The 22,486-nt window shown below is 55.2% G+C and carries 19 protein-coding genes; 9 read left to right on the forward strand and 10 right to left on the reverse strand.

Annotated elements, in window-relative coordinates:
- Positions 1-15: 15 nt before the first annotated feature.
- The 7 genes from pdhA to tpiA form a co-directional block, all read right to left on the reverse strand.
- The gene (pdhA, locus tag FHI25_RS11745; protein ID WP_064781473.1) at positions 16-1,029 is read right to left on the reverse strand and encodes a pyruvate dehydrogenase (acetyl-transferring) E1 component subunit alpha; all 1,014 of its coding nucleotides are present in this window, start codon (positions 1,027-1,029) and stop codon (positions 16-18) included.
- A gap of 573 nt (positions 1,030-1,602) precedes the next feature.
- Positions 1,603-1,962 carry a septum formation initiator family protein gene (locus tag FHI25_RS11750; RefSeq protein WP_210517971.1) on the reverse strand — a complete coding sequence of 120 codons (360 nt, stop codon included), beginning with the start codon at positions 1,960-1,962 and terminating at the stop codon, positions 1,603-1,605.
- Positions 1,963-2,278: 316 nt separating this feature from the next.
- A complete protein-coding gene (eno, locus tag FHI25_RS11755) occupies positions 2,279-3,550 on the reverse strand; it encodes a phosphopyruvate hydratase (protein ID WP_008891173.1) in 1,272 nt (423 codons plus the stop codon).
- Positions 3,551-3,654: 104 nt separating this feature from the next.
- Positions 3,655-4,512 carry a 3-deoxy-8-phosphooctulonate synthase gene (kdsA, locus tag FHI25_RS11760; protein WP_210517973.1) on the reverse strand — a complete coding sequence of 286 codons (858 nt, stop codon included), beginning with the start codon at positions 4,510-4,512 and terminating at the stop codon, positions 3,655-3,657.
- A gap of 58 nt (positions 4,513-4,570) precedes the next feature.
- Positions 4,571-6,199 carry a CTP synthase gene (locus tag FHI25_RS11765; protein ID WP_008891175.1) on the reverse strand — a complete coding sequence of 543 codons (1,629 nt, stop codon included), beginning with the start codon at positions 6,197-6,199 and terminating at the stop codon, positions 4,571-4,573.
- Positions 6,200-6,320: 121 nt separating this feature from the next.
- Positions 6,321-6,662: a preprotein translocase subunit SecG gene (gene secG, locus FHI25_RS11770; protein WP_008891176.1), complete on the reverse strand. Its 342-nt coding sequence runs from the start codon at positions 6,660-6,662 to the stop codon at positions 6,321-6,323.
- A 134-nt stretch (positions 6,663-6,796) separates the two neighbouring features.
- On the reverse strand, positions 6,797-7,552 hold the full coding sequence (gene tpiA / locus FHI25_RS11775; RefSeq protein ID WP_210517975.1) for a triose-phosphate isomerase: 756 nt from the start codon (positions 7,550-7,552) through the stop codon (positions 6,797-6,799).
- Between the two features lie 351 nt (positions 7,553-7,903).
- On the opposite strand from tpiA, the gene FHI25_RS11780 reads away from it, so the two are divergent.
- Both FHI25_RS11780 and trpE read left to right on the forward strand, forming a co-directional pair.
- Positions 7,904-9,799 (forward strand): peptidyl-prolyl cis-trans isomerase, encoded by a 1,896-nt coding sequence (locus FHI25_RS11780; protein WP_210517977.1) that lies wholly within the window; start codon positions 7,904-7,906, stop codon positions 9,797-9,799.
- Between the two features lie 94 nt (positions 9,800-9,893).
- Complete coding sequence (gene trpE, locus FHI25_RS11785) at positions 9,894-11,393, forward strand: anthranilate synthase component I (protein ID WP_210517979.1); 1,500 nt, start codon at positions 9,894-9,896, stop codon at positions 11,391-11,393.
- A gap of 71 nt (positions 11,394-11,464) precedes the next feature.
- Here trpE and FHI25_RS20800 read toward each other — a convergent pair whose 3' ends face one another.
- The gene (locus FHI25_RS20800) at positions 11,465-12,688 is read right to left on the reverse strand and encodes a divergent polysaccharide deacetylase family protein (protein WP_210517981.1); all 1,224 of its coding nucleotides are present in this window, start codon (positions 12,686-12,688) and stop codon (positions 11,465-11,467) included.
- A gap of 273 nt (positions 12,689-12,961) precedes the next feature.
- Here FHI25_RS20800 and FHI25_RS11795 point away from each other — a divergent pair, with 273 nt between their 5' ends.
- From FHI25_RS11795 to lexA, 5 genes are all read left to right on the forward strand, one after another.
- Positions 12,962-13,534, forward strand: a complete 573-nt coding sequence (locus FHI25_RS11795; RefSeq protein WP_210517983.1) for an aminodeoxychorismate/anthranilate synthase component II — start codon at positions 12,962-12,964, stop codon at positions 13,532-13,534.
- 32 nt (positions 13,535-13,566) lie between these two features.
- A complete protein-coding gene (trpD, locus tag FHI25_RS11800; RefSeq protein WP_210517985.1) occupies positions 13,567-14,601 on the forward strand; it encodes an anthranilate phosphoribosyltransferase in 1,035 nt (344 codons plus the stop codon).
- Positions 14,598-15,395 carry an indole-3-glycerol phosphate synthase TrpC gene (gene trpC, locus FHI25_RS11805; protein ID WP_210517987.1) on the forward strand — a complete coding sequence of 266 codons (798 nt, stop codon included), beginning with the start codon at positions 14,598-14,600 and terminating at the stop codon, positions 15,393-15,395. Before trpD ends, trpC begins: the two co-directional genes overlap by 4 nt.
- Positions 15,396-15,414: 19 nt before the next feature.
- A complete protein-coding gene (moaC, locus tag FHI25_RS11810; RefSeq protein ID WP_210517989.1) occupies positions 15,415-15,894 on the forward strand; it encodes a cyclic pyranopterin monophosphate synthase MoaC in 480 nt (159 codons plus the stop codon).
- A 161-nt stretch (positions 15,895-16,055) separates the two neighbouring features.
- Complete coding sequence (gene lexA, locus FHI25_RS11815; RefSeq protein ID WP_008891187.1) at positions 16,056-16,763, forward strand: transcriptional repressor LexA; 708 nt, start codon at positions 16,056-16,058, stop codon at positions 16,761-16,763.
- A gap of 76 nt (positions 16,764-16,839) precedes the next feature.
- Here lexA and FHI25_RS11820 read toward each other — a convergent pair whose 3' ends face one another.
- Entirely contained in the window at positions 16,840-18,840 is a 2,001-nt protein-coding gene (locus FHI25_RS11820; RefSeq protein ID WP_246879045.1) for a ComEC/Rec2 family competence protein, read from the reverse strand.
- A gap of 279 nt (positions 18,841-19,119) precedes the next feature.
- On the opposite strand from FHI25_RS11820, the gene gltX reads away from it, so the two are divergent.
- On the forward strand, positions 19,120-20,526 hold the full coding sequence (gene gltX, locus FHI25_RS11825) for a glutamate--tRNA ligase (protein ID WP_063089402.1): 1,407 nt from the start codon (positions 19,120-19,122) through the stop codon (positions 20,524-20,526).
- A gap of 110 nt (positions 20,527-20,636) precedes the next feature.
- Complete coding sequence (locus FHI25_RS11830; protein ID WP_210518001.1) at positions 20,637-21,944, forward strand: citrate synthase; 1,308 nt, start codon at positions 20,637-20,639, stop codon at positions 21,942-21,944.
- Between the two features lie 100 nt (positions 21,945-22,044).
- Here the strand turns inward: FHI25_RS11830 and FHI25_RS11835 are convergent, their stop codons facing one another.
- Positions 22,045-22,485 (reverse strand): VOC family protein, encoded by a 441-nt coding sequence (locus FHI25_RS11835; RefSeq protein ID WP_008891191.1) that lies wholly within the window; start codon positions 22,483-22,485, stop codon positions 22,045-22,047.
- Position 22,486: the final 1 nt, after the last annotated feature.

Genomic DNA, 22,486 nt, shown 5'->3' on the forward strand with positions numbered 1-22,486 from the left:
TCGCAGAGCTTGCGATCACGCGTCGATCAGAATGTCGGTAAACAGTTCGGAAACATCCGGTTCCGGGCTGTTCTGCGCGAACTCGGCCGCTTTTGCGACTTCGGCTTTAACTTCCTTGTCGATGTCTTTCAGACCGGATTCATCAATGATGTCGCCGTCGATCAGGAGTTTTTTGACCATATCAATCGGATCGTGCTCTTTACGCATTTTGTCGAGCTCGTCCTTGGTACGGTATTTCGCCGGGTCGGACATCGAATGCCCGCGATAGCGATAGGTTTTCAGCTCAAGGATATAAGGCCCCTTGCCTGAACGGCAATGTTCCACGGCGCGTTCACCAGCAGCCTTGACCGCCAGAACGTCCATGCCATCAACCTGCTCACCGGGAATGCCATAGGCCTTACCGCGTTCATACAGATCAGGGCTCGACGAGTGACGCTGGGTCGAAGTGCCCATCGCATACTGGTTGTTCTCGATGCAATAAATCACCGGAAGCTGCCAAAGGGCTGCCATGTTGAAGGCTTCATAGACCTGGCCCTGGTTGACGGCACCGTCACCAAGATAGGTCATGCAAACCTTGTTTTCGCCACGGTATTTGTAGCTAAAGGCAATACCGGTTCCGAGCGGAACCTGCGCACCTACGATACCATGACCACCATAGAAATTCTTTTCCTTGGAGAACATGTGCATCGAGCCGCCTTTACCGCGGGAATACCCGCCTTCGCGGCCCGTCAGTTCGGCCATCACACCGGCGGCATCCATGCCAGTTGCAAGCATATGCCCGTGATCGCGATAACTGGTGATAACACCATCTTCGTTCGATGCGGCGGCCTGCATGCCGACAACAACAGCTTCCTGCCCGATATAAAGGTGGCAGAAACCGCCAATGAGACCCATGCCATACAGCTGACCGGCTTTTTCTTCAAAGCGACGGATCAGAAGCATTTCACGGTAATATTTGAGGAGATCGTCACTGCTCGCCTGATTGTCGGCGCGCGTCGTGCCGCGTTTGCGTTTTGGTGTGGTCGCCATGTTTCCTCCCGGTGGATGGCTATCGCTTAAGCATCATGTATGAGTGCTTAATTCGGTACTGGACCACCGAAATGACTACCGAAAACAGACCACAAGGGCAAGCAATCTAACCTCGATTAAACTGTTGTTTTGCAACGCACAATCACAAATAAACCTGATTTCAGTTAATCTTTGAGTTTACGCGTTTTTACAGAGTTGCAGGATTTTCAGCACCTTGGACGCCTGCTTTAAAACTCGTTCATTCCCCTGCGTCACAAATGCTATGCTTTCGCGGGGATAATACCGCATAGCAGCGCAAAACGGAAAACAACCGAAAGAATGCATTGTATATCAATGACCTCTACTTGGTTTGGCAGAATAGCGCCCTAAACCAGAAGTCAGTTTAAACAACGACTTACCTGTTTGCGATTATTGCTGAACACAATTCACAACCCAAAATTTCTGTCAAACTGTGATCTGGTCAACAGTACAGAGCCATTTTACGCAGAGAAATACGATTGTGCCGCCAGCGGATTCTTTCGCACCAAATCCCTCGCCCACGTAAAGGCAGGCGTCGGGCATCAGGCATCAGGCTCAGTTGGCGTCGGTTGCGGCTGCCGCCGTGATGACATCGCTATAGCCATCATGGTGGAAGATGATCACATCGTCGGGATGGGCGGCATTCAGCATCGCACGCGCCCGCTCATCAAGCAGATCCGGATCAAGGTGGCTGGCACGCAGCGAAAGCACATGCTGTTCAAGCAACTTGCGGCGCTCGGTCGTTTCTTCAAGAACCTGGGTGATCTGGCTGACGCGGTCTTGCATCGACCAGTAATTCAAAAGCCCGCGTTCGCCTTCAACACTGTGAAAGATGAAATACGCCATCACGGTAAATGCGATTACCGGTGCGACAGCCTGTTTCAGGCGAAGAATGACCGGTGAACTGGACGACATTTACCTTATGCCCCTTGCACATCTGTGCGACGTGATGACCAAATATCTCGTTCCGGTCTCATAACGTAAAAACCACATACGTTATTTCGCTTGTCTGACAATGATTTACCATCGGACAAGCTGGGAAAACCGGCAAGATTACCCGCAACCATGCGCATATTCGGGTAAAAATAGAGTTAAGCAATCTGCGCAAAGCTGCGCGATTACGCTCAATTCACTAATCCTGATATTCGACTTTATCACTTGGCGCCCATACAAAACAGGCCGCCTCCAGATCGGGAAGCGGCCTGTTACGCAGTCAAAATATCAGCAGCCGTTACTTCAGGATCGAACGACCCGGGAAGTGTGCACCAGCATCAAGAAGTTCCTCGATGCGGATCAGCTGATTGTATTTTGCCATACGGTCGGAACGTGACAGCGAACCGGTTTTGATCTGACCACAGTTGGTGGCAACCGCCAGATCGGCAATGGTTGCATCTTCGGTTTCGCCCGAACGGTGCGACATCACAGCCGTGTAACCGGCACGGTGTGCCATCTCAACCGCTTCCAGCGTTTCCGAAAGCGTGCCGATCTGGTTGACCTTGACGAGGATCGAGTTGGCAACGCCCTTCTTGATGCCATCCGCCAGACGTTTCGGGTTGGTGACAAACAGGTCGTCCCCAACAAGCTGGGTCTTGGCACCAATGGCGGCTGTCAGTTCTGCCCAACCATCCCAATCGTCTTCGGCCATGCCGTCTTCGATGGAGAAGATCGGGTATTTGCCAACAAGGTCGGCCCAGTATTTGACCATCTGGCTCGGGTCAAGGGATTTGCCCTCGCCGGCCAGAACATATTTTCCGTCCTTGAAGAACTCGGTCGATGCCGCGTCAAGCGCCAGCACAACGTCTTCTTCCGGGCGATAGCCAGCAGCTTCGATCGACTTCATGACATAGCTGATGGCAGCCTCGGTCGATGCGATGTTCGGCGCAAAGCCACCCTCGTCACCCACGTTGGTGTTCAGGCCATCTGCCGACAACGCCTTTTTCAGGTTGTGGAAGATTTCCGCACCCATGCGGATCGCGTCCGAGCACGTCTCGGCCGATACCGGCATGATCATGAATTCCTGAACGTCGATCGGGTTATCGGCATGCTCGCCACCATTGATGATGTTCATCATCGGCACCGGCAACGTGCGGGCAAACGATCCACCGACATAACGATAAAGCGGAAGACCGGCGTCTTCGGCAGCAGCCTTCGCAGTCGCCAGCGATACGCCCAGAATGGCGTTTGCGCCGAGACGGCCTTTGTTTTCGGTGCCATCAAGGTCGATCATGACATTGTCAACGGCAAGCTGGTCTTCGGCATCCATGCCAGCCAGCGCTTCAAAGATTTCACCGTTTACGGATGCAACCGCCTTGGTCACACCTTTGCCAAGGTAACGGTCTTCCTTGTCGCGCAGTTCGACGGCTTCGTGTGCACCGGTGGATGCGCCCGAAGGAACGGCAGCACGACCAAAGGCGCCATTTTCCAGGGTGACATCAACTTCGACCGTCGGGTTACCACGGCTGTCAAGGATTTCGCGGCCGCGAATATCGATAATAGCGGTCATGACAGAAACGTTCTCCTCACTGGTAGGAACCATACCTGACCATCAGGCATGCAGGTTACAGCAAAAAAGAATGCCGCCAATCACGTGCTGGCGGCATTTGTTATTTACGCGTCAAACATATCCAGACGAACCGGATTGGCTTTTGCCACCTTGTCCAGTTCCATCAGAACCGAAAGAACTTCGGGAAGCTTGTTCAACGGGATTTGGTTCGGGCCATCGGAAATGGCCGTCGCCGGGTTATCGTGGGTTTCGATAAACAGTGCCGCGATACCAACCGCAACGGCCGCACGGGCAAGAACTGGCGCGAATTCGCGCTGGCCACCTGACGAGGTGCCCTGTCCGCCCGGCTGCTGAACCGAATGGGTGGCATCGAAGACAACCGGATAGCCCTGACGGGCCATGGTGGGAAGTCCACGGAAGTCCGTGACAAGCGTGTTATAGCCAAAGCTGGTCCCACGGTCACAGAGCATGATGTTTTCATTGCCGGTCGCAGCCAGGTTATTGGCCACATTGACCATGTCCCAAGGGGCCAGGAACTGACCCTTTTTGACATTGACCGCACGGCCCGTTTTGCCGGCCGCCTGCAACAGATCGGCCTGACGGCACAGGAATGCCGGGATCTGCAGGATATCGGCAACCTCGGCCACCGCCGCACACTGATCGGGCAAATGCACGTCGGTCACAATCGGAAGCCCGGTGACGTCCTTGACCTCAGCCAGGATATCGAGACCTTCCTTAAGGCCAACACCGCGTTTGGACGTGGTGCTGGTCCGGTTGGCCTTGTCAAACGAGCTTTTATAAACAAGCCCGATGCCAAGCCCTTCGGACAGTTCCTTAAGGGCTGTGGCCATTTCAAGGGCGTGCTGACGGCTTTCGATCGCACACGGGCCTGCCAGAACGGCAAACGGCTTGTCGTTGGCGATTTCGATATTGCCGACTTTGACGGTTTTAATTTCGGTCATTGCACTGACTTTCTGTCGATCACTTGTGGCTATTTGTTCTGGCAATCAGATACCAGGCTTATACCAGACGGCTGCGCTCTTTGGCGGCCTTGATATAGGAAACAAACAGCGGATGCGGATCCAGCGGACGCGAACGCAGTTCCGGGTGGAACTGAACACCGATGAACCACGGATGATCCGGATATTCGACGATCTCCGGCAAACGACCATCCGGCGAGAGGCCCGAGAACTTCAGGCCCTTCTCTTCAAGCTGGCCCATGAAGTTGACGTTCACCTCATAACGATGGCGGTGACGTTCCAGAACGGTTTCGCTGCCATAAATCTCGCGCGCACGGGTGCCATCAACAAGTTTGCACTCGTAATTACCCAGACGCATGGTGCCGCCAAGGTCATCGTCATCAGAACGACGTTCGACCGAGCCACCATCTTTCGCCCATTCGGTCATCAGACCGACAAGCGGCGTCTTGGTCGGGCCAAATTCGGACGAGGAAGCATCCTTAAGCCCGGCAAGGTTACGCGCAGCTTCCAGAACCGCCATCTGCATGCCAAAGCAAATCCCGAAATACGGCACCTTGTTTTCACGCGCATAGCGGGCCGCGGCAATCTTGCCTTCGGTGCCACGTTCGCCAAAGCCGCCCGGCACCATGATCGCATCAAGCTTGGACAGGATTTCGTTGACGTTGCCTTCTTTTTCTAGCTCGTCAGACGCAATCCATTCCAGTTTGACGCGCACCTTGTTGGCAATACCGCCATGAGTCAGTGCTTCGGTCAGCGACTTATAGGCATCGGGAAGCTGGATGTATTTGCCAACGATGCCGATGGTGACCTCACCTTCCGGATTGCGGATGGTGTTGCAGATATCTTCCCACGGCTGAAGATCCGGTTCCTGCGCCTGCAGGCCGAAGTGATAAAGCACTTCGTTATCCAGACCATACTGGTGATAGCTGATCGGCACCTGATAGATATTGTCAACGTCATAGGCCGGAATAACCGCCGCTTCACGGACGTTACAGAAACGCGCAATCTTGCGGCGTTCATTGATCGGAATTTCGCGATCACAACGGCACAGAAGAATGTCTGGCTGAATACCGACACTCTGCAATTCCTTGACGGAATGCTGGGTCGGTTTGGTCTTAAGCTCACCGGCCGAAGAAATATACGGCACAAGGGTCAGGTGCATGAACAGTGCCCGGCCATCGCCAAGGTCATTGCCCATCTGACGGATGGCTTCAAGGAACGGAAGACTTTCGATATCACCAACCGTGCCGCCGATCTCGACCAGGACGAAATCCTCGGTCGCATCCGACATCACGAATTCCTTGATCGCATCGGTGATGTGCGGAATGACCTGCACAGTCCCGCCAAGGTAATCGCCGCGACGTTCCCGCGCGATCACGTTGGAATAGATACGACCCGTGGTGACGTTATCGGACCGGCGCGATGATACGCCGGTGAAACGTTCATAGTGGCCAAGATCAAGGTCGGTCTCGGCCCCGTCTTCGGTCACATAGCATTCGCCATGCTGGTACGGGCTCATGGTGCCCGGATCGACGTTGATATACGGATCAAGTTTACGCAGACGAACTGTAAAGCCGCGTGCCTGCAGGGATGCCCCCAAAGCAGCGGAAGCCAGACCTTTGCCCAGCGAGGAAACCACGCCACCGGTAATAAAGATAAAACGAGTCATTATCTTGGCCTCATCTCAAAGCACAAAGCCTCGGTTCCGTGCAGTGCACCACGAACCGGGGAATTCAACAATCAAAAATTGAGGCGGCAAGTTTGCCGCCTCGGGTCGTCGGTTAATTTGTTTAGCGGGTCGGGGCCGCGGGACCGGTGTCCTCGGCAGGCTCGGTGACCGCAGGGGCCGGTTCCGGCGCTTGATCAAGGATCGAAGCCGGCTGGGTGTGGGTATTCGACTGAAGGGCAAGAATGATGCTGGTGATCATGAATGCGCCTGCCAGAATAGCAGTAGTGCGGGTCAGCAGGTTCGCAGCGCCGCGTGAGCTCATCACGCCGAAACCACCGCCGCCGCCTCCGCCGCCGCTGTTACCGCCGATACCAAGCCCACCGCCCTCGCTGCGCTGCACGAGAATCACAGCGATCAGGCCGAGCGCAAGAAGAAGGTGGATTACCAGAATGACTGTTTGCATGGTGTCGAAACTCTTGTCCTAATCAACCGATCCAAACGCAATTCGGCCCGGATCGGGCATAAATTTGATGCGTATTTAACGCGTTTTATGGCTGTTGGCTAGACCATATTAAACAAAATCTGCACCGCAGTCGGTCAGGCACAAGATTCAATAATCTGCCAGAAATCTTCAACCTTAAGGCTGGCCCCGCCGACAAGTGCACCATCGACATCTTCGACAGCCATCAATTCCTTGGCATTCGACGGCTTGACCGAACCACCATACAGAATTCGGAACTGATCACCATCCTCAAACCGTGCCATCAGACCTGCACGGATCGCAGCATGCACTTCGGCAACTTCTTCGACACTGGCAGTACGGCCCGTGCCAATCGCCCAGACCGGCTCATAGGCAACAACCGTGTTTTTGGCTGTCGCCCCATCGGGAAGCGATACCGCCACCTGCCCGTTCACCACCGGCAACGTCGCGCCAAGATCGCGTTCTTCCTCGGTCTCGCCAACGCAAACCACCGCGATCAGACCGGCATCATGGGCCGCAATCGCCTTTTTGCGAATGTCGGTCGAACTTTCCCCGTGATCGGCACGGCGTTCGGAATGACCAACCAGAACATATTGTGCGCCAACATCGGCCAGCATCGGGGCGGCCAGATCTCCGGTATGCGCGCCTGAAATCGCCGCATGGCAATCCTGCCCACCGACGGCAACCGCACTTCCCTTCGTCACACCAACTGCCTCGGACAAAAGCGTTGCCGGCGGACAGACAAGAATATCGCAACCAAGCGCCCCTTTTTCAGACGCCTTTGCCGCCAGGCTTGATGCCAGCGCAAGACCGTCTGCACGCAAACAGTTCATTTTCCAGTTTCCGGCAATCAGGGGACGGCGTTGGGTCATGGGAGCTACCTCGTGCTGATCAGGTTCACATTTTGTCTGTGTAGTGTCCTTGTTTCAAGACCATAACAACCGGTTTGCGGTTGATACGATTTGTTACAGGACCTGTTTCGACGCGGGTTTTAGCATGCCATGCCAGCGGGGCCAAGTACCCGAAAACGCCTGATCACGTATTTAGGATGTGATTGCAGTCATCTTCTATACAATCGCCTGTTGCCGCTGATAACACTCGCCATTAAGATGCGCGGCAAATTTGCTCGGGCCTTTTCGTCTATCGTGTCGTCCGGGCGACCACAATGAAACGACGTCAAAGCCTGATTTTGGCGTCAAACCACGGATTGTTAGGCTTATCATATGCTTGCTGGCATTCGCACATTTTCGAAATCAATCTTCGCCAAGATTATCTTTGGCGTGATTGCACTGAGCTTCGTGATCTGGGGCCTGAACGCATCGATGCTCAATCTGGGCACCTCGCGTGAAGTTGCCGAAATCGGCAGCCAGAAAATCACCCCGGTCGAACTGGATCGCGCCTTCCAGCGTAGCGTGCAGAATATGCAAAACATGTTCGGACCGAACTTCAACCAGCAGCAGGCCATTCAGATGGGCCTTCTGAACAATACGGTGCAGTCGCTCGTATCCCAGAAGATCCTGCGTGAAGATGCCAAAAACATCGGTATCGGCATCAGCGACGAAGCCGTCCGTGATCAGATCTTCTCGTCTGACAGCTTCAAGGACCCGACCACAGGCCAGTTCAGCCGTGATCGCTTCCTGCAGGCCCTGTATCAGGCTGGCTACACCGAAAACGAATTCATCAACGGTGTCCGTGGCGACATGATGAGCCAGCAGGTTGTCAGCAGCCTGACCAACCCGGCAACGGTGCCAGACATCATGGCGCGTCAGATCGTCGCATACCGCAACGAACAGCGCAGCGGTTCGTTCTTTACGCTGAACAAGGATGCGTTTGCTGACATCGAACCGGCTGATGACGCGACCCTTCGTGCCTATCACGAAGAAAACGCCGCCCAGTTCACCGCACCGGAAAGCCGCAATGTCACCCTTGCAACGCTAAGTGCCGCTGACCTGATTTCGACCGTCACCGTAACCGACGAAGAAATTTCCGACGCCTATGCGCAGCGTGAACCGGAATTCCAGACCCCGGAAAAACGCACCGTCGAACAAATCCTGTTTTCGCCGAACGAAGAACAGACCGCCCGTGAAGCCTATAAGCGCCTGACGGAAGGTGCCGACTTCATGACGGTCGCCAAAGAAGACGCGAACATGGACGAAGCCATGGTCAAACTTGGCCAGTTCACCGCAAATGACATCCTGCCCGATCTCCGCGATGCGACCTTCTCGCTTGACGAAGGCGGCATCTCCGAGCCGGTCGAAACCGCCCTTGGCTGGCACATCATCCGTGTTCCGTCGATCACCCCGGGCAGCACCCAAAGCCTTGATGAAGTCCGAGACATCATTGTTGACGGCCTCAAACAGTTCAAAGCCGAGGACGCCATCTATGATCTGGCGGCCACCTTTGACGAGGAACTCGGTGCTGGCACCCCGATCGAAGACGCCGCACGCGATGTTGGCGCAAAGACCTACAAGCTTGACGGCATCGTCCGTGGCGAAGGCCTTGCAGGTCAGAACGTTGACGGCGCAGACGAAATCAACGCCAAAATCTTCGAGCTCGAAAACGGCGAGGAAAGCTTCCTTGAAGAAACCGCTTCGGGCACGCGTTATGTCGTTCGTGTTGAAAACGTAACCCCGTCGGCCCTGCGTCCGTTTGACGAAGTTCGCAACGAAGTTGTCGCCGCCTGGACCGCCGAAGAACGCCAACGCCTGATGATGGAAAAAGCCGAAGAACTGGCTGGCAACATCAACACGTCCGGTGCTGATCTCGCGACCCTCGCCTCCGAAGACGGCGCAGACGTTCGTGAAACCGGCCTGACCCGTCGTACCGGCCGTGGCCTTGCAGATGACGTCAACCCGGCGGTTGCCGCGGCTCTCTTCACCCTTGAAGACGGCAAGGCCAAAGCCGTCCAGACCGGCGAAGACGTCATGATCGTCAAGCTTGATGAAATTCAGGCCGCAGACATCAACACCGCCGATGCCGCACCGGTAAATGACGAGCTCAAGGAAGCCCTTAACGAGGACATCCTTGCGCAGTATCTCAACTACCTGAACGAGGAAATCTCGGTCAGCGTCAATAACAGCGTGATCAACGAGCTTTATCAGCCGACCGCTGCAAACTGATACACATCCAGGGGCGACCGGAAAATCCGGTCGCCCTTTTTCTATCTCAAAGACGCCGTCGCCAAACCGACCAAGCCCAACCAGCGGACAGATCATGGAAATCAAACCGGATTTCACCAGTTTCAAGCAAAACTACGACAACGGCATTTCGCAGGTTCTCTGGACCGCGCTGACCGCCGATCTTGATACGCCGGTCTCGGCCTTTCTCAAGATCGCCGAAGGCATGCCAAACACCTATTTGCTTGAATCTGTTGAAGGCGGATCGGTCCGCGGGCGTTATTCCTTCCTCGGTCTTAAACCCGACCTGATCTGGCGCTGCTTTGGCAACAAGGCCGAACTCAATCGCCGTGTGATGGCCGATGCCGATGCCTTTGTGGCGGAATCCGAAGCCCCGCTTGACAGCCTCAAGAAACTGATCGCCGAAAGCCATATCGAACTGCCCGACAACCTGCCCCCCATGAGTGCCGGTCTGGTTGGCTATATGGGCTATGACACTGTGCGTCTGATGGAAAAGCTGCCCGACAGCAACAAGGACGAGCTTGATGTGCCCGACGGCATCTTCATCCGCCCGACCGTGACGGCAAGTTTTGACACCATCGAAGACACGGTGACCGTCGTAACCCCGGTGCGCCCGGAAAAAGGCATTTCGGCTGATGCGGCCTATGATCTGGCCTGTGCGCGGCTTAATGACGTCGTGCAGCAGTTCCAGCGCAATCTGTTTATCGACCGCCGCTCCAAATCCGTGCCAGACACCCTGCCCGACCCAAAGGTCAGCGTCACCGAGGCCGGGTTCCACGACATGGTCGAAAAGGCCAAGGATTATATCCGTGCGGGCGATATCTTTCAGGTCGTGCTGTCGCAACGCTACACGCTACCCTATCAGCTCCCGCCCTTTGCCTTTTACCGCGCACTTCGTCGGATCAATCCGTCGCCCTTCATGTTCTATCTCGATATCGGCGGATTTCAGGTCGTCGGTGCCAGCCCGGAAATCCTGGTGCGGCTCCGCGATGGCGAAGTCACCATTCGCCCGATTGCCGGAACCCGTCGGCGCGGCAAAACGCCCGATGACGACAAAGTCATGGCCCAGGACCTGCTCGATGATCCCAAGGAACGCTCAGAACATCTGATGTTGCTCGATCTCGGGCGCAATGATGTCGGGCGCGTTTCCAAACCGGGCACCGTGCGCGTCACCGACCGCGAACAGATCGAATATTATTCCCACGTCATGCATATTGTCTCAAACGTGGTCGGCCAGATTGACGAAACCAAATACGACGCGATGGATGCACTCAAGGCCGGCTTCCCGGCCGGAACCGTTTCAGGCGCGCCCAAGGTCCGCGCCATGGAAATCATTGATGAACTGGAATCGGTGCGTCGTGGCATCTATGCCGGCTGTATCGGCTATATCTCGGCCGATGGCTCGATGGATACCTGCATTGCGCTGCGCACCGCCGTCATCAAGGACGAGAAAATCCACATTCAGGCCGGTGCCGGTGTCGTCGTCGACAGCAAACCGGAACTCGAACACAAGGAATGCCAGAACAAGGCCGGTGCCCTCATGGCCGCCGCCCGCGAAGCCCATCGCTTCGCCTGATCTCGTATCACGCAAACAAAAAGGGCTGTAGGATAACTGCAGCCCTTTTTCATTTTCGTCAGATAAACCTACTAGCCGGTCACACTTTGCATGGATCGGCGCAGCACATCTGTAATCGGCACCAGCACAAAGCCCTTGGCCTGAATTTCGGGGATCCATTTGTGAAGCGCCCCGATCGTCAGATCGCGCGGATGACCAATCGCAATGGCAAAGCCTTGCTTGCGGGCGACATTTTCTGTGCGGGCCAACATATCGGCGATCTTGGCCGCATCATCGGCATCATCAATAAAAATATCACGTGTGATTGCCGGGACGCCAAAGCTGCTTGCCGTGGAATAGCCGACCGAGTCTGCGCTGGTCCGGCTATCGAGGAACATCAGGCCGCGTGACTTCATGACTTCCATGACAACACGCATGCGTTCGGAATCGGCGGTAAATTTGCTGCCCATGTGATTGTTCACACCGACATAGCCATCAAACCGATCCAGCATCCAGAACATCTCATTGAGGATGGTCTGGCGGTCATAGCTTGCCAGCAACGCATGCGGCCCCGGATCGACCGCAGCCGACGATGGTTCCATCGGCATATGCAGCATCACTTCATGACCGGCCTTGCGCGCGGCATTGACCTGTGCCTGCAAATCACGGGCATAGGGCAGATAGGAAATTGTGATCGGCCCCGGCAGATCGACGGTCTTGGCGGTGCGCGGCTGATCAAGCCCGGCATCATCAATCACAATCGCAATCACCGGTTTGTCACCAGTGTCCTGTGTCAGCGCGGCATATTTCTGCCACGGCTGATTTGTCGGGCCAACGGTTGCCATCGGAACATCATTGCCACTGTCGCCAGGAAGGATATCCCCACCCTGGTCTGGTTTGCGTGCGACAGGTGCCGGCACAAAGTCCGTCAGCCCCTGCCCCCCTTGCCCGGTGGATCGCGTCGTGTCGTTATTTTCGCCGACCAGATATCCCGTGCGTCCACGCTCGGAAACATTGGTATTTTCCGAAAGCTTGTAATCCTTGCGAAGTTTCGGGGTCGGTTCCGGCTCGGCCAGGGCATAATTCGGTGCGCTTTGATCCGCTGCGCGGCCAAATTCATCCGACGCACGATCAAGTTCAAGCATGCTGCCAACGGCAATAATGGCCGACAGCGTACCCGCAACAAAGGCCCCGCCCAGCATCAGGCGACCAATGCCACCCGATTTCTTTTTCGGGGCGGTCTTTTTACGAGTGGATTTCTTGGGTGCCGCCTTTTTACGTTTGGCGGTCGGTGCCCGGGTTGCCCGGCGTGCCACGCTGTGGTCTCCAGTATTCGTTGGCTGGGATGCTCGTAGCGGCTGTTTCGTTCACTGAACGACCGCTTCCCATGTTGTGATTATACACCGATCAAGTCGGTTTGTGTTTTCACGTTTTTAAAACGCCTCTGGTTAGCACCCGGTTAAAGAACATTAACGACTGAGCACCAACGTGCATTTAGATCGCGAAAAACCCTTGCTCTGCTTCTGCTTGACGTAGCGACAAGGGCGTTTATTCTCTGCCGACCTTAATGTACACAGGCCCATCCGACGATGTATCTCCTCATCGACAATTACGACAGTTTCACATTCAATCTGTGGCACTATCTGCGCGAACTCGGCCCCGAGGTCGAAGTGCGCCGCAATGACGAGATTACCGTGGATGCGGCCATGGCGCTCAATCCCGAAGGCATTGTGATTTCGCCCGGCCCTTGCGATCCGGAACGGGCCGGCATCTGCCTTGATCTGATCAAGGCTGCCGCAGGCAAGGTCAAATTGCTTGGCGTCTGTCTTGGTCATCAATCGATCGGTCAGGCCTTTGGCGGCAAGGTGATCCGTGCGCCCGAATGCATGCATGGCAAGACCGATGCGATGAAGCATTCCGGCAGCAGCGTTTTTAAAGGCCTGCCCAGCCCGTTTGAAGCCACCCGTTATCACTCGCTGGTGATTGAACGCGAAACTTTGCCCGACAGCCTTGAAATAACGGCCGAAAGCGGAGATGGTCTTATTATGGGCGTGCGTCACAAAACCCATCAAATTCATGGTGTCCAGTTCCATCCCGAAAGCATCGCTTCGGAACATGGCCACGCCTTGCTTAAGAATTTTATCGACTATACCGGTGCGTAATTCGCACCGGACCGCAAACCAAGGAAGACCCGATGTCGACTGATCATGATCTGAAGCCAATTCTGGCCAAAGTCGCAGATGGCGAAAAACTGACCGAAAGCGCGGCCGAGGCGGCCTTTAACGTGCTGATGTCCGGTCAGGCAACGCCATCGCAGATGGGGGCTTTCCTGATGGGCTTGCGCATTCGCGGCGAAACCGTTGATGAAATCACCGGTGCCGCGCGTGTCATGCGTGAAAAGGCAACCGGCATCATTGCCCCGGAAAACGCGGTCGATACCTGCGGCACCGGTGGTGATGGCAGTGGCACCTATAATATCTCGACCGGGGCTGCGATTGTGGCTGCCGCCGCGGGCGCCACCGTTGCCAAGCACGGCAACCGCGCCGCATCGTCGAAATCCGGGTCTGCCGATGTTTTGATGGCGCTTGGTGTCAATCTTGATGCCGATATGAAGCTTCTGGAAAAGGCGCTTCGCGACATCAATCTTTGCTTCATGATGGCGACCCGTCACCATTCGGCGATGCGTCACGTCATGCCGACCCGCGTTGAAATGGGCACACGCACCATCTTTAACCTGCTGGGACCGCTGGCCAACCCGGCCAAGACCAAACGTCAGGTTCTTGGCGTTTTTGCCAAACAGTGGGTCGAACCGATTGCCAATGTGCTCAACCGTTTGGGATCGGTGCATGCATGGGTTGTTCATGGCGACAGCGGCCTTGATGAAATCTCGACCACCGGCCCGACCTATGTTGCCGAGGTCAAGGATGGTACCGTCACCACCTTTGAAATCAATCCGGGCGATTTCGGGCTTGAAACCGTAACGCTTGACGATCTCAAGGGTGGCGATGCTGATGTCAATGCCAGGGCGATTACCGACCTTCTGGCCGCCAAGAAAAGCCCGTACCGCGACATCGTTCTGATGAATGCCGGGGCGGCTCTTGTGGTGACCGGCATTGCCAGCGATCTGGCCGACGGCATCAAAAAGGCCGCGGACGCCATTGATAGCGGCAAGGCTGCCGAAACCCTGCAAGGGCTTGTGAAGATTACCAACGAAGGAACCCCGGCGTGAGCGACGTACTAGCCAAAATCTGCAACGACAAACGCGATCACGTTGCGGCCTGCAAGGAGCGCAAGACGCTTGCCACCCTGGAGGCCGAGGCAAAGGCGCAATCCGCCCCGCGTGGTTTTATCAGAGCGCTTGAAACCAGTGTTGCCGATGGCCGTTATGGCCTGATTGCCGAAATCAAAAAGGCATCCCCGTCCAAGGGACTGATCCGCCCGGACTTCAATCCGCCGGAACTCGCCAAGGCCTATAAGGCCGGCGGGGCAAGCTGCCTGTCGGTTCTGACCGACATACCCTATTTCCAGGGCGATGACAGCTATCTGGTCGCGGCCCGTGCGGCGGTCGATCTTCCGGCCCTTCGCAAGGACTTCATGGTTGATCCCTATCAGATTACCGAGGCACGTGCACTTGGTGCTGATTGCATCCTTCTGATCATGGCAGCCCTTGAAGACAGCCTGGCTTCTGAGCTTGAAGATGCCGCGCACAGCCTTGGCATGGATGTTTTGATCGAGGTGCACAACGCCCCGGAACTCGAACGTGCGCTCAAGCTCAAGTCACGTTTGCTGGGGATTAACAACCGCAACCTCAAAACCATGGAAATTTCGCTCACCACGACCGAGGAACTGGCAAGCATGGTCGGCGATGATCGGTTGCTGGTAGCTGAAAGCGGGTTGTTTACCCCTGATGATCTGGCCCGCATGGCAAAGGTCGGCGCTGAGTGTTTCCTGATCGGCGAAAGCCTGATGCGCCAGGACGACGTCGCAACCGCCACCCGCAACCTGCTCGGCCTTGCGGCCTGATCAATACTGGACAGAACCAATGGCAGACAAGCTTTCCCATATTGATGCCGGTGGCAACGCGGTGATGGTCGATATTTCGGCCAAGGCAGAAACCGCGCGCACCGCCATTGCCAAGGCACGGGTTCTGATGTCTTCCGAAACGGCAAAGCTGATTGCCAAGCGGGGCCATAAAAAGGGTGATGTTCTTGGCATCGCCCAGCTTGCCGGGATCATGGGGGCGAAAAAGACCCCCGATCTGATCCCGCTTTGTCATCCCCTGCCCCTGACTTCTGTCACCGTCGATCTGGAACTTGTCGAGGGGGCCGATGCGGTCGATATCACCGCCACCTGCAAGACAACCGGCAAGACCGGTGTCGAGATGGAAGCCCTGACTGCTGCCTCGGTCGCAGCACTCACGGTTTTTGACATGTGCAAGGCGGTTGATAAAAGTATGAGGATTACCGATTTGCGGGTCACCCGAAAAGAAGGTGGCAAATCGGGTACCTTTGTCGCGGACTAGCTTCCTGCCCCGCAGACCGCCGATTATTCACATTTTTTGAAGGATCACGGCGATTATTCGGTTTTTCCGTCAAATCGCACAGAGCCGCTTGACCCGCAAAAAGAACTAAAGTAGAACATCTGTGTATCCTTTTTGTTCTTTTTACAGGTTCGGGAAATAACATGCTGACGCGCAAGCAATATGAGTTGCTGGTCTATATAGACAATTACCTTCGCGATCACGGGATTTCGCCATCTTTCGATGAAATGAAGGAGGCCCTGAACCTTAAATCCAAATCCGGCATTCACCGCCTGATCACAGGCCTTGAGGAACGCGGCTTTATCCGCCGCCTTGCCCATCGTGCACGCGCGCTTGAGGTCGTCAGACTTCCGGAAAACAGCGATGATGACGCGCCGGAAACGCCAAACAATGTGACCTCGCTTGCCAGTGTGCGAAAGGCCGCGCATCGACCAACCACGGTGCCAACCGCCTTCTCGGAAGCCGGGGAATCCGTTGGCTTACCACTCTATGGCCGGATTGCTGCCGGTACACCGATCGAGGCCCTTCGCGATCAAACGACCATGGTACAGGTCCCGGCGGCCCTGCTTGGCGCCGGTGATCACTATGCCCTTGAAGTATCGGGGGATTCGATGATTGATGCTGGCATTCTGGATGGTGACACCGTCCTGATCCAACGTTGCGAACAGGCCCATGACGGCACGATTGTGGTGGCACTCGTCGATGACAGCGAAGCAACGCTTAAGCGCCTGAAACGCGGGCGTGGTGAAGTTCTGCTGGAACCGGCCAACGCACGCTATGAAACCCGCGCCCTGTCTCCAGATCGCGTGCGCATTCAGGGCCGTCTGGTCGGGCTGCTGCGTCAGTACTGATTGCTTGCGCGAGGTTACATACAAAAATGCCCGGTGCTTTTGCCCGGGCGTTTTTGTTTTGTGTGCGATCAGGTTCTTAGCGCCCTGCTCTGCCACCGATGACGATCCAGGGCCAATTGCCGGTTTCCGCACGGACGGTGTTGATGACAGGCTTTTCATCTGGCTTCGAGGCCAGCTTGATCGCAACACCGCCCTGCCACCACAGAACATCATCATCGATGACCATGCGCGCGCCGGAGGCCTGACAGGTGGTTGGCAGATCTGTTTTCAGGCTGACAATGATATCAGCGTTGCGGCAGGCATAAAACGGATTGGTAATACGGCTTGCGACAATGATCCGTGACTGAACGATGTTAGCGCTAACACCCACGGAGCACGGGTCGTTCTGGCAGGCCTGTACGCGGCTTTTTTCCTGTTCGGGGCGAATGCCGAAGCGGCTCATCCAGATGCCTTTTTGAAAATCATTCAGCCGCGATGAGGTATGCAGGATACCGGCATCGGGATCATAGATCGCCCAGCTTTCGCGGTCGCCTGATATCAGGATTTCGGGTTCTTTGTGCAGTGCCTGAAAGATGATGGCGGCAAAAATCACCGGAAGAACCGGCACGATCATCACCTTGTCGCGCCAGATGACGATCCAGGCCAAGGCAAACAGCCCCAAGGCAACCGCCAGCATATCAAGGCCCGAAACATACCAAAGCCCCCAGTCCTGTGCGGCAACCAGTTCGGCGGTTTCCAAAAGCACCGTCAATCCGGGCTTCATCGCGGCAAGTGAGAGCCCCGATAACCCAATCGGGATCAGCGCCAGCGTCACAACGATCCAGGGCATCACCCAAAATGCCATGACCGGAATAGCGACCAGATTGGCGAAGACACCGAGCATCGAAATCCGGCCAAAATGATAACCGATGATCGGGCCTGTTACGGCCGTCACGATCAGGCCGGTCAGCAGCAAGCCTACAAGATAAAGGCCAGCACGCTCATACCAGGACAGCATCCCCTGCCGATCAAGCCAGCGCCGCCCCGGCCCGTCATAAAACGCAACAAGAGCGCCAACGGCGGCAAAGGAGAGTTGGAAACTGGCCCCAAGTGCCGCATCAGGCCGAAGGATCAAAACAACGATCGCGGCAACACCCACAAGGCGCAGCGATATGGCACGGCGATCCAGCAGCAGTGCCAGCCAAACCACAAGTAACATAACAAAGGCGCGCTGGGTCGGAATGGTCGCCCCGGATAATCCGAGATAGACAAGCCCTGCCAGCATGGCCGCCATCGCCGCCCATTTCTTGATCGGATAGCGCAAGGCAATTGATGGAATGGCGGCCAACCCGAACCGGATCAGGAAAAACACCGTCCCGCAAAGCAACCCCATATGCAGACCGGAAATCGCCAACAGATGCGCGAGGCCGGATTTGCGAAGGTTATCGGCAATATCCGGGGCCACTTCACCGCGTTCGCCAATGATCAGTGCCTTGGCAATGCCGGTTTCGGGGCCGGTCATTTCATCGCTGATGACGTTTGAGATATATTGACGCGCCCTTTCAATACCCACCAACAAAGCATTGTTATTTATGTCTTTTTTATTTTCCAGAACTTCGAATTGTCGTCCAAAGACAAAGCCGGATGCGGCAATATTGCTGAAATAGAGGTTGCGTGAGAAATCCGGGTCGCCGGGAACAGCAGGTGCGCGCAAGGGAAAGAGACGTGCGTTCGCACGGATCTGATCGCCAATTGAAAGCGCACTATCGCCCAAGAAACTGAGCCTTACATTCCAGTCCAGTTGGTCTTGGGCAATGCCGACAATCTCGGACGGCTGGACAGTGGCGCGGATGCGTCCATTCCGCGGTTCCAGCGTAATGATGGTGCCTGTGACTTCGGTCGTATAGAGCGTTTTTGTCGGGATATTATCCGGGCCAAGTTCAGTATGGATGGTACTTGTCAAAGCCCCGAACGCCAGACTGGCAAGCAGCTGAAACGTGAAGGCCAGAGTGGCAAGCCGCCGCGACATCCAGAAACCGCAGCACAGCAGAATCACCGCCAGAGCAATTTGACCAATCCCGATACGCGCAGGGAGCAAGAAATACCCGGCACAGCCCAACCCAAAGAAGATAACCGAGGACAGAAACCATTTATTTCTTTGGCTTGTTACAACAAAATTAATTTGTGAGAAAAACCCCACAAACAATTGTTTTAATTTAACTTTACCTGTCGCCGTACGACGAATGTCCAATAGCCCGCCTGCCGCATAGTTTCTATCTAACATCCGCTGTGGTGCAACAGCGTGTCATTTGTGCTATAGCCTGCACGCCAAAAGTCCTCAGGACAAGCGACAACATCCAAATAACGGATAGATTGAATGACGGTTGTTACCCGTTTTGCCCCGTCTCCGACCGGGTTTCTGCATATCGGCGGCGCACGCACCGCACTTTATAACTGGCTGTATGCCAAACATACCGGTGGCAAGTTCCTGCTCCGGATTGAAGATACCGACCGTGAACGTTCAACGCCCGAGGCTGTCGATGCCATTTTTGACGGCTTGAACTGGCTTGGCCTGACCGCAGACGAAGAGCCGACTTTCCAGTTTGCCCGTCGCGACCGCCATGCAGAAGTCGCCCAACAGCTTCTTGATGCCGGGAAGGCATATTATTGCTATTGCTCCCCCGAGGAGCTGACCGCCATGCGCGAGAAAGCCCGCGCAGAAGGCCGTCCGATGAAATATGACGGCACCTGGCGTGATCGCGATCCGTCCGAGGCGCCGGAAGGTGTCAAACCGGTAGTCCGCGTCAAGGCCCCGCAGGAAGGCGATGCCGTGATCAATGATCAGGTGCAGGGCGAAGTTCGCGTCGGCAATGAGCAGCTTGACGATTATGTCATCCTGCGCGGCGACGGAACGCCAACTTACATGCTTTCAGTCGTGGTTGATGACCATGACATGGGTGTTACCAACGTCATTCGTGGTGACGACCACCTGACAAACGCATTCCGTCAGAAAGTCATTTATGATGCCATGGGTTGGGATGTTCCGACCTTTGCGCATATCCCGCTGATCCATGGTCCGGATGGCGCCAAGCTGTCTAAACGCCATGGCGCGCTGGGTGTTGATGCCTATCGCGATGAAATGGGATTCTTGCCCGAAGCATTGAATAACTATCTTCTGCGTCTTGGCTGGGGCCATGGCGATGATGAGGTCATTTCGACCGAGCAGGCAATTGAATGGTTTGACATCACCGATGTCGGCAAAGGGGCTGCGCGCTTTGATTTTGCAAAGCTGACCAACCTTAATGGCATCTACCTGCGTCAGGCCGATGACAAACGCCTTGCAGACGAGATTTCGCCGCTGATTGCCAAGCAAATTGGCGTCGATGCGCTTGATGCGTCGCAAAAAGAAATCTTGATCAACGGCATGGCAGGCCTTAAAGAAAGGGCCAAGACTCTTATCGAGCTCGCCGACTCTTCGGCTTTCTACGTTACCGATGGCATTACGTCCGTTAACGAGAAAGCCCAGTCCCTGATTGATGGTGCACCTGAAGGTCTGTTCAAGGAACTGGCCAACAGTCTTGAAGCGCTCGATAGCTGGACCGAAGAGGACGTTGACGCAAGTGTTCGTGCCATTGCCGATAAGTTTGAGTTAAAGCTTGGCAAAGTTGCGCAGCCCTTGCGGGCGGTGCTTACAGGCTCCAACTCTTCTCCAGGCATTTTCGAAGTAATGATTGTGCTTGGCAAAACCCAAACGCTGAAACGCATTCGCCATTTTGATGCATAACAACAGCGAATTAAGAAAAACTAATAACCCGTTTGCGCTTTGTGCGCCGCAGCATTATGCTGCACACAACTTGAAACCGTGTTCGTTCAAACAGGGAAGGAAAAATAGTCATGGCATCTAATCCCAAGACTTCCCACACCGTGACAATGACCGACAATGCCACTGGCAAGTCGTTCGAGATGCCGGTGATTGAGGGCAGTGTAGGCCCGTCTGTGATTGACATCCGCAAGCTGTATGCTGAAACCGGATATTTCACCTATGATCCGGGCTTCACTTCGACCGGCTCTTGCCAGTCGGAACTGACCTATATTGATGGCGACGTTGGTATTCTGCGTCACCGCGGTTATGCAATTGATGAACTTGCAGAAAATGCCGACTTCCTCGAAGTCTGCCATCTGCTGCTTTATGGTGAGCTGCCGAATGCCACCGACAAAGCCAAGTTCGAGAATGATATTACCATGCACACCATGGTCCACGAACAGATGCGCAATTTCTATAACGGTTTCCGCCGTGATGCGCATCCGATGGCGATCATGTGTGGCGTTGTTGGCGCATTGTCCGCGTTCTATCATGACAGCACCGACATCAACGATCCGAAGCAGCGGATGATTTCGGCCTATCGCCTGATTGCGAAAATGCCGACCATTGCGGCGATGGCATATAAATATTCCATCGGTCAGCCGTTCCGTTATCCGAACAACAAGCTCGGTTATGCAGAAAACTTCCTGCAGATGATGTTTGGCAACCCGTGTGAAGACTATGAAGTCAATCCGGTTCTGGCCAAGGCAATGGATCGCATCCTGATCCTGCATGCTGACCACGAACAGAATGCGTCGACCTCGACCGTTCGTCTGGCCGGTTCTTCGGGTGCTAACCCGTTTGCATGTATTGCGGCTGGTATCGCATCCCTTTGGGGTCCGGCACATGGCGGCGCAAACGAAGCCGTTCTGGTCATGCTGAATGAAATCGGCGATGTGAAAAACATTCCGGAATATGTTGCAAAAGCAAAAGACAAGAACGATCCGTTCCGTCTGATGGGCTTCGGTCACCGCGTTTACAAAAACTACGATCCGCGCGCCAAAGTCATGCAGGAAACCTGCCACGAAGTTCTCAAAGAACTCAACATCAGCGACCCGCTGCTGGACGTTGCCCAGGAACTGGAACGCATCGCACGTGAAGACGAGTACTTCATCGAGAAGAAACTCTATCCGAACGTCGACTTCTATTCGGGCATCATCTTCAAGGCGATGGGCATCCCGGTCAGCATGTTCACCGTGCTGTTCGCTGTTGCACGTACCGTTGGCTGGATTTCCCAGTGGAAAGAGATGATCGAAGATCCATCTCAGAAAATCGGTCGTCCGCGTCAGCTGTTTACCGGTGTTGCAGAACGTCCGTTCGTTCCGGTCGACAAGCGCTAAGCCGCATCGACATCGACAGATCAAAGAAAAGGCCCGGAATTTTCCGGGCCTTTTTGTATTTGTGAGGCAACTTTAACCTGCCCCACTATATCTTCCGGGCTTACCAGCTGCCGGTGTTTTCCATACTGGCCCACGGTTCAGCCGGGGCGAGGCTTTCGCCTTTTTGCAGGAACTCGATGGAAATGCCGTCCGGGGAACGAACAAACGCCATGCGGCCATCACGCGGCGGACGGTTGATGGTAACACCAGCATCCATCAGTTTCTGACAAAGCGCATAGATGTCGTCGACTTCATAGGCCAGGTGCCCGAAATTGCGCCCACCGGAATAGCTTTCCGGGTCCCAGTTATAGGTCAGTTCAAGTTCCGGGGCCTTGACGGATTTGGCACTTTCGACGTCCGCTGGCGGTGCAAGATAGATCAGGGTGAAACGGCCCTGCTCGCTCTCGATCCGGCGGGTCTCTTTCATGCCAAGAAGGTCGCAATAGAATTTCATCGACTCATCTACATTCTCGACACGTACCATCGTGTGCAGGTAGCGCATA

It is taken from the genome of Thalassospira sp. ER-Se-21-Dark (assembly GCF_017922435.1).
In the GTDB taxonomy this organism is placed as follows: Bacteria; Pseudomonadota; Alphaproteobacteria; order Rhodospirillales; family Thalassospiraceae; genus Thalassospira.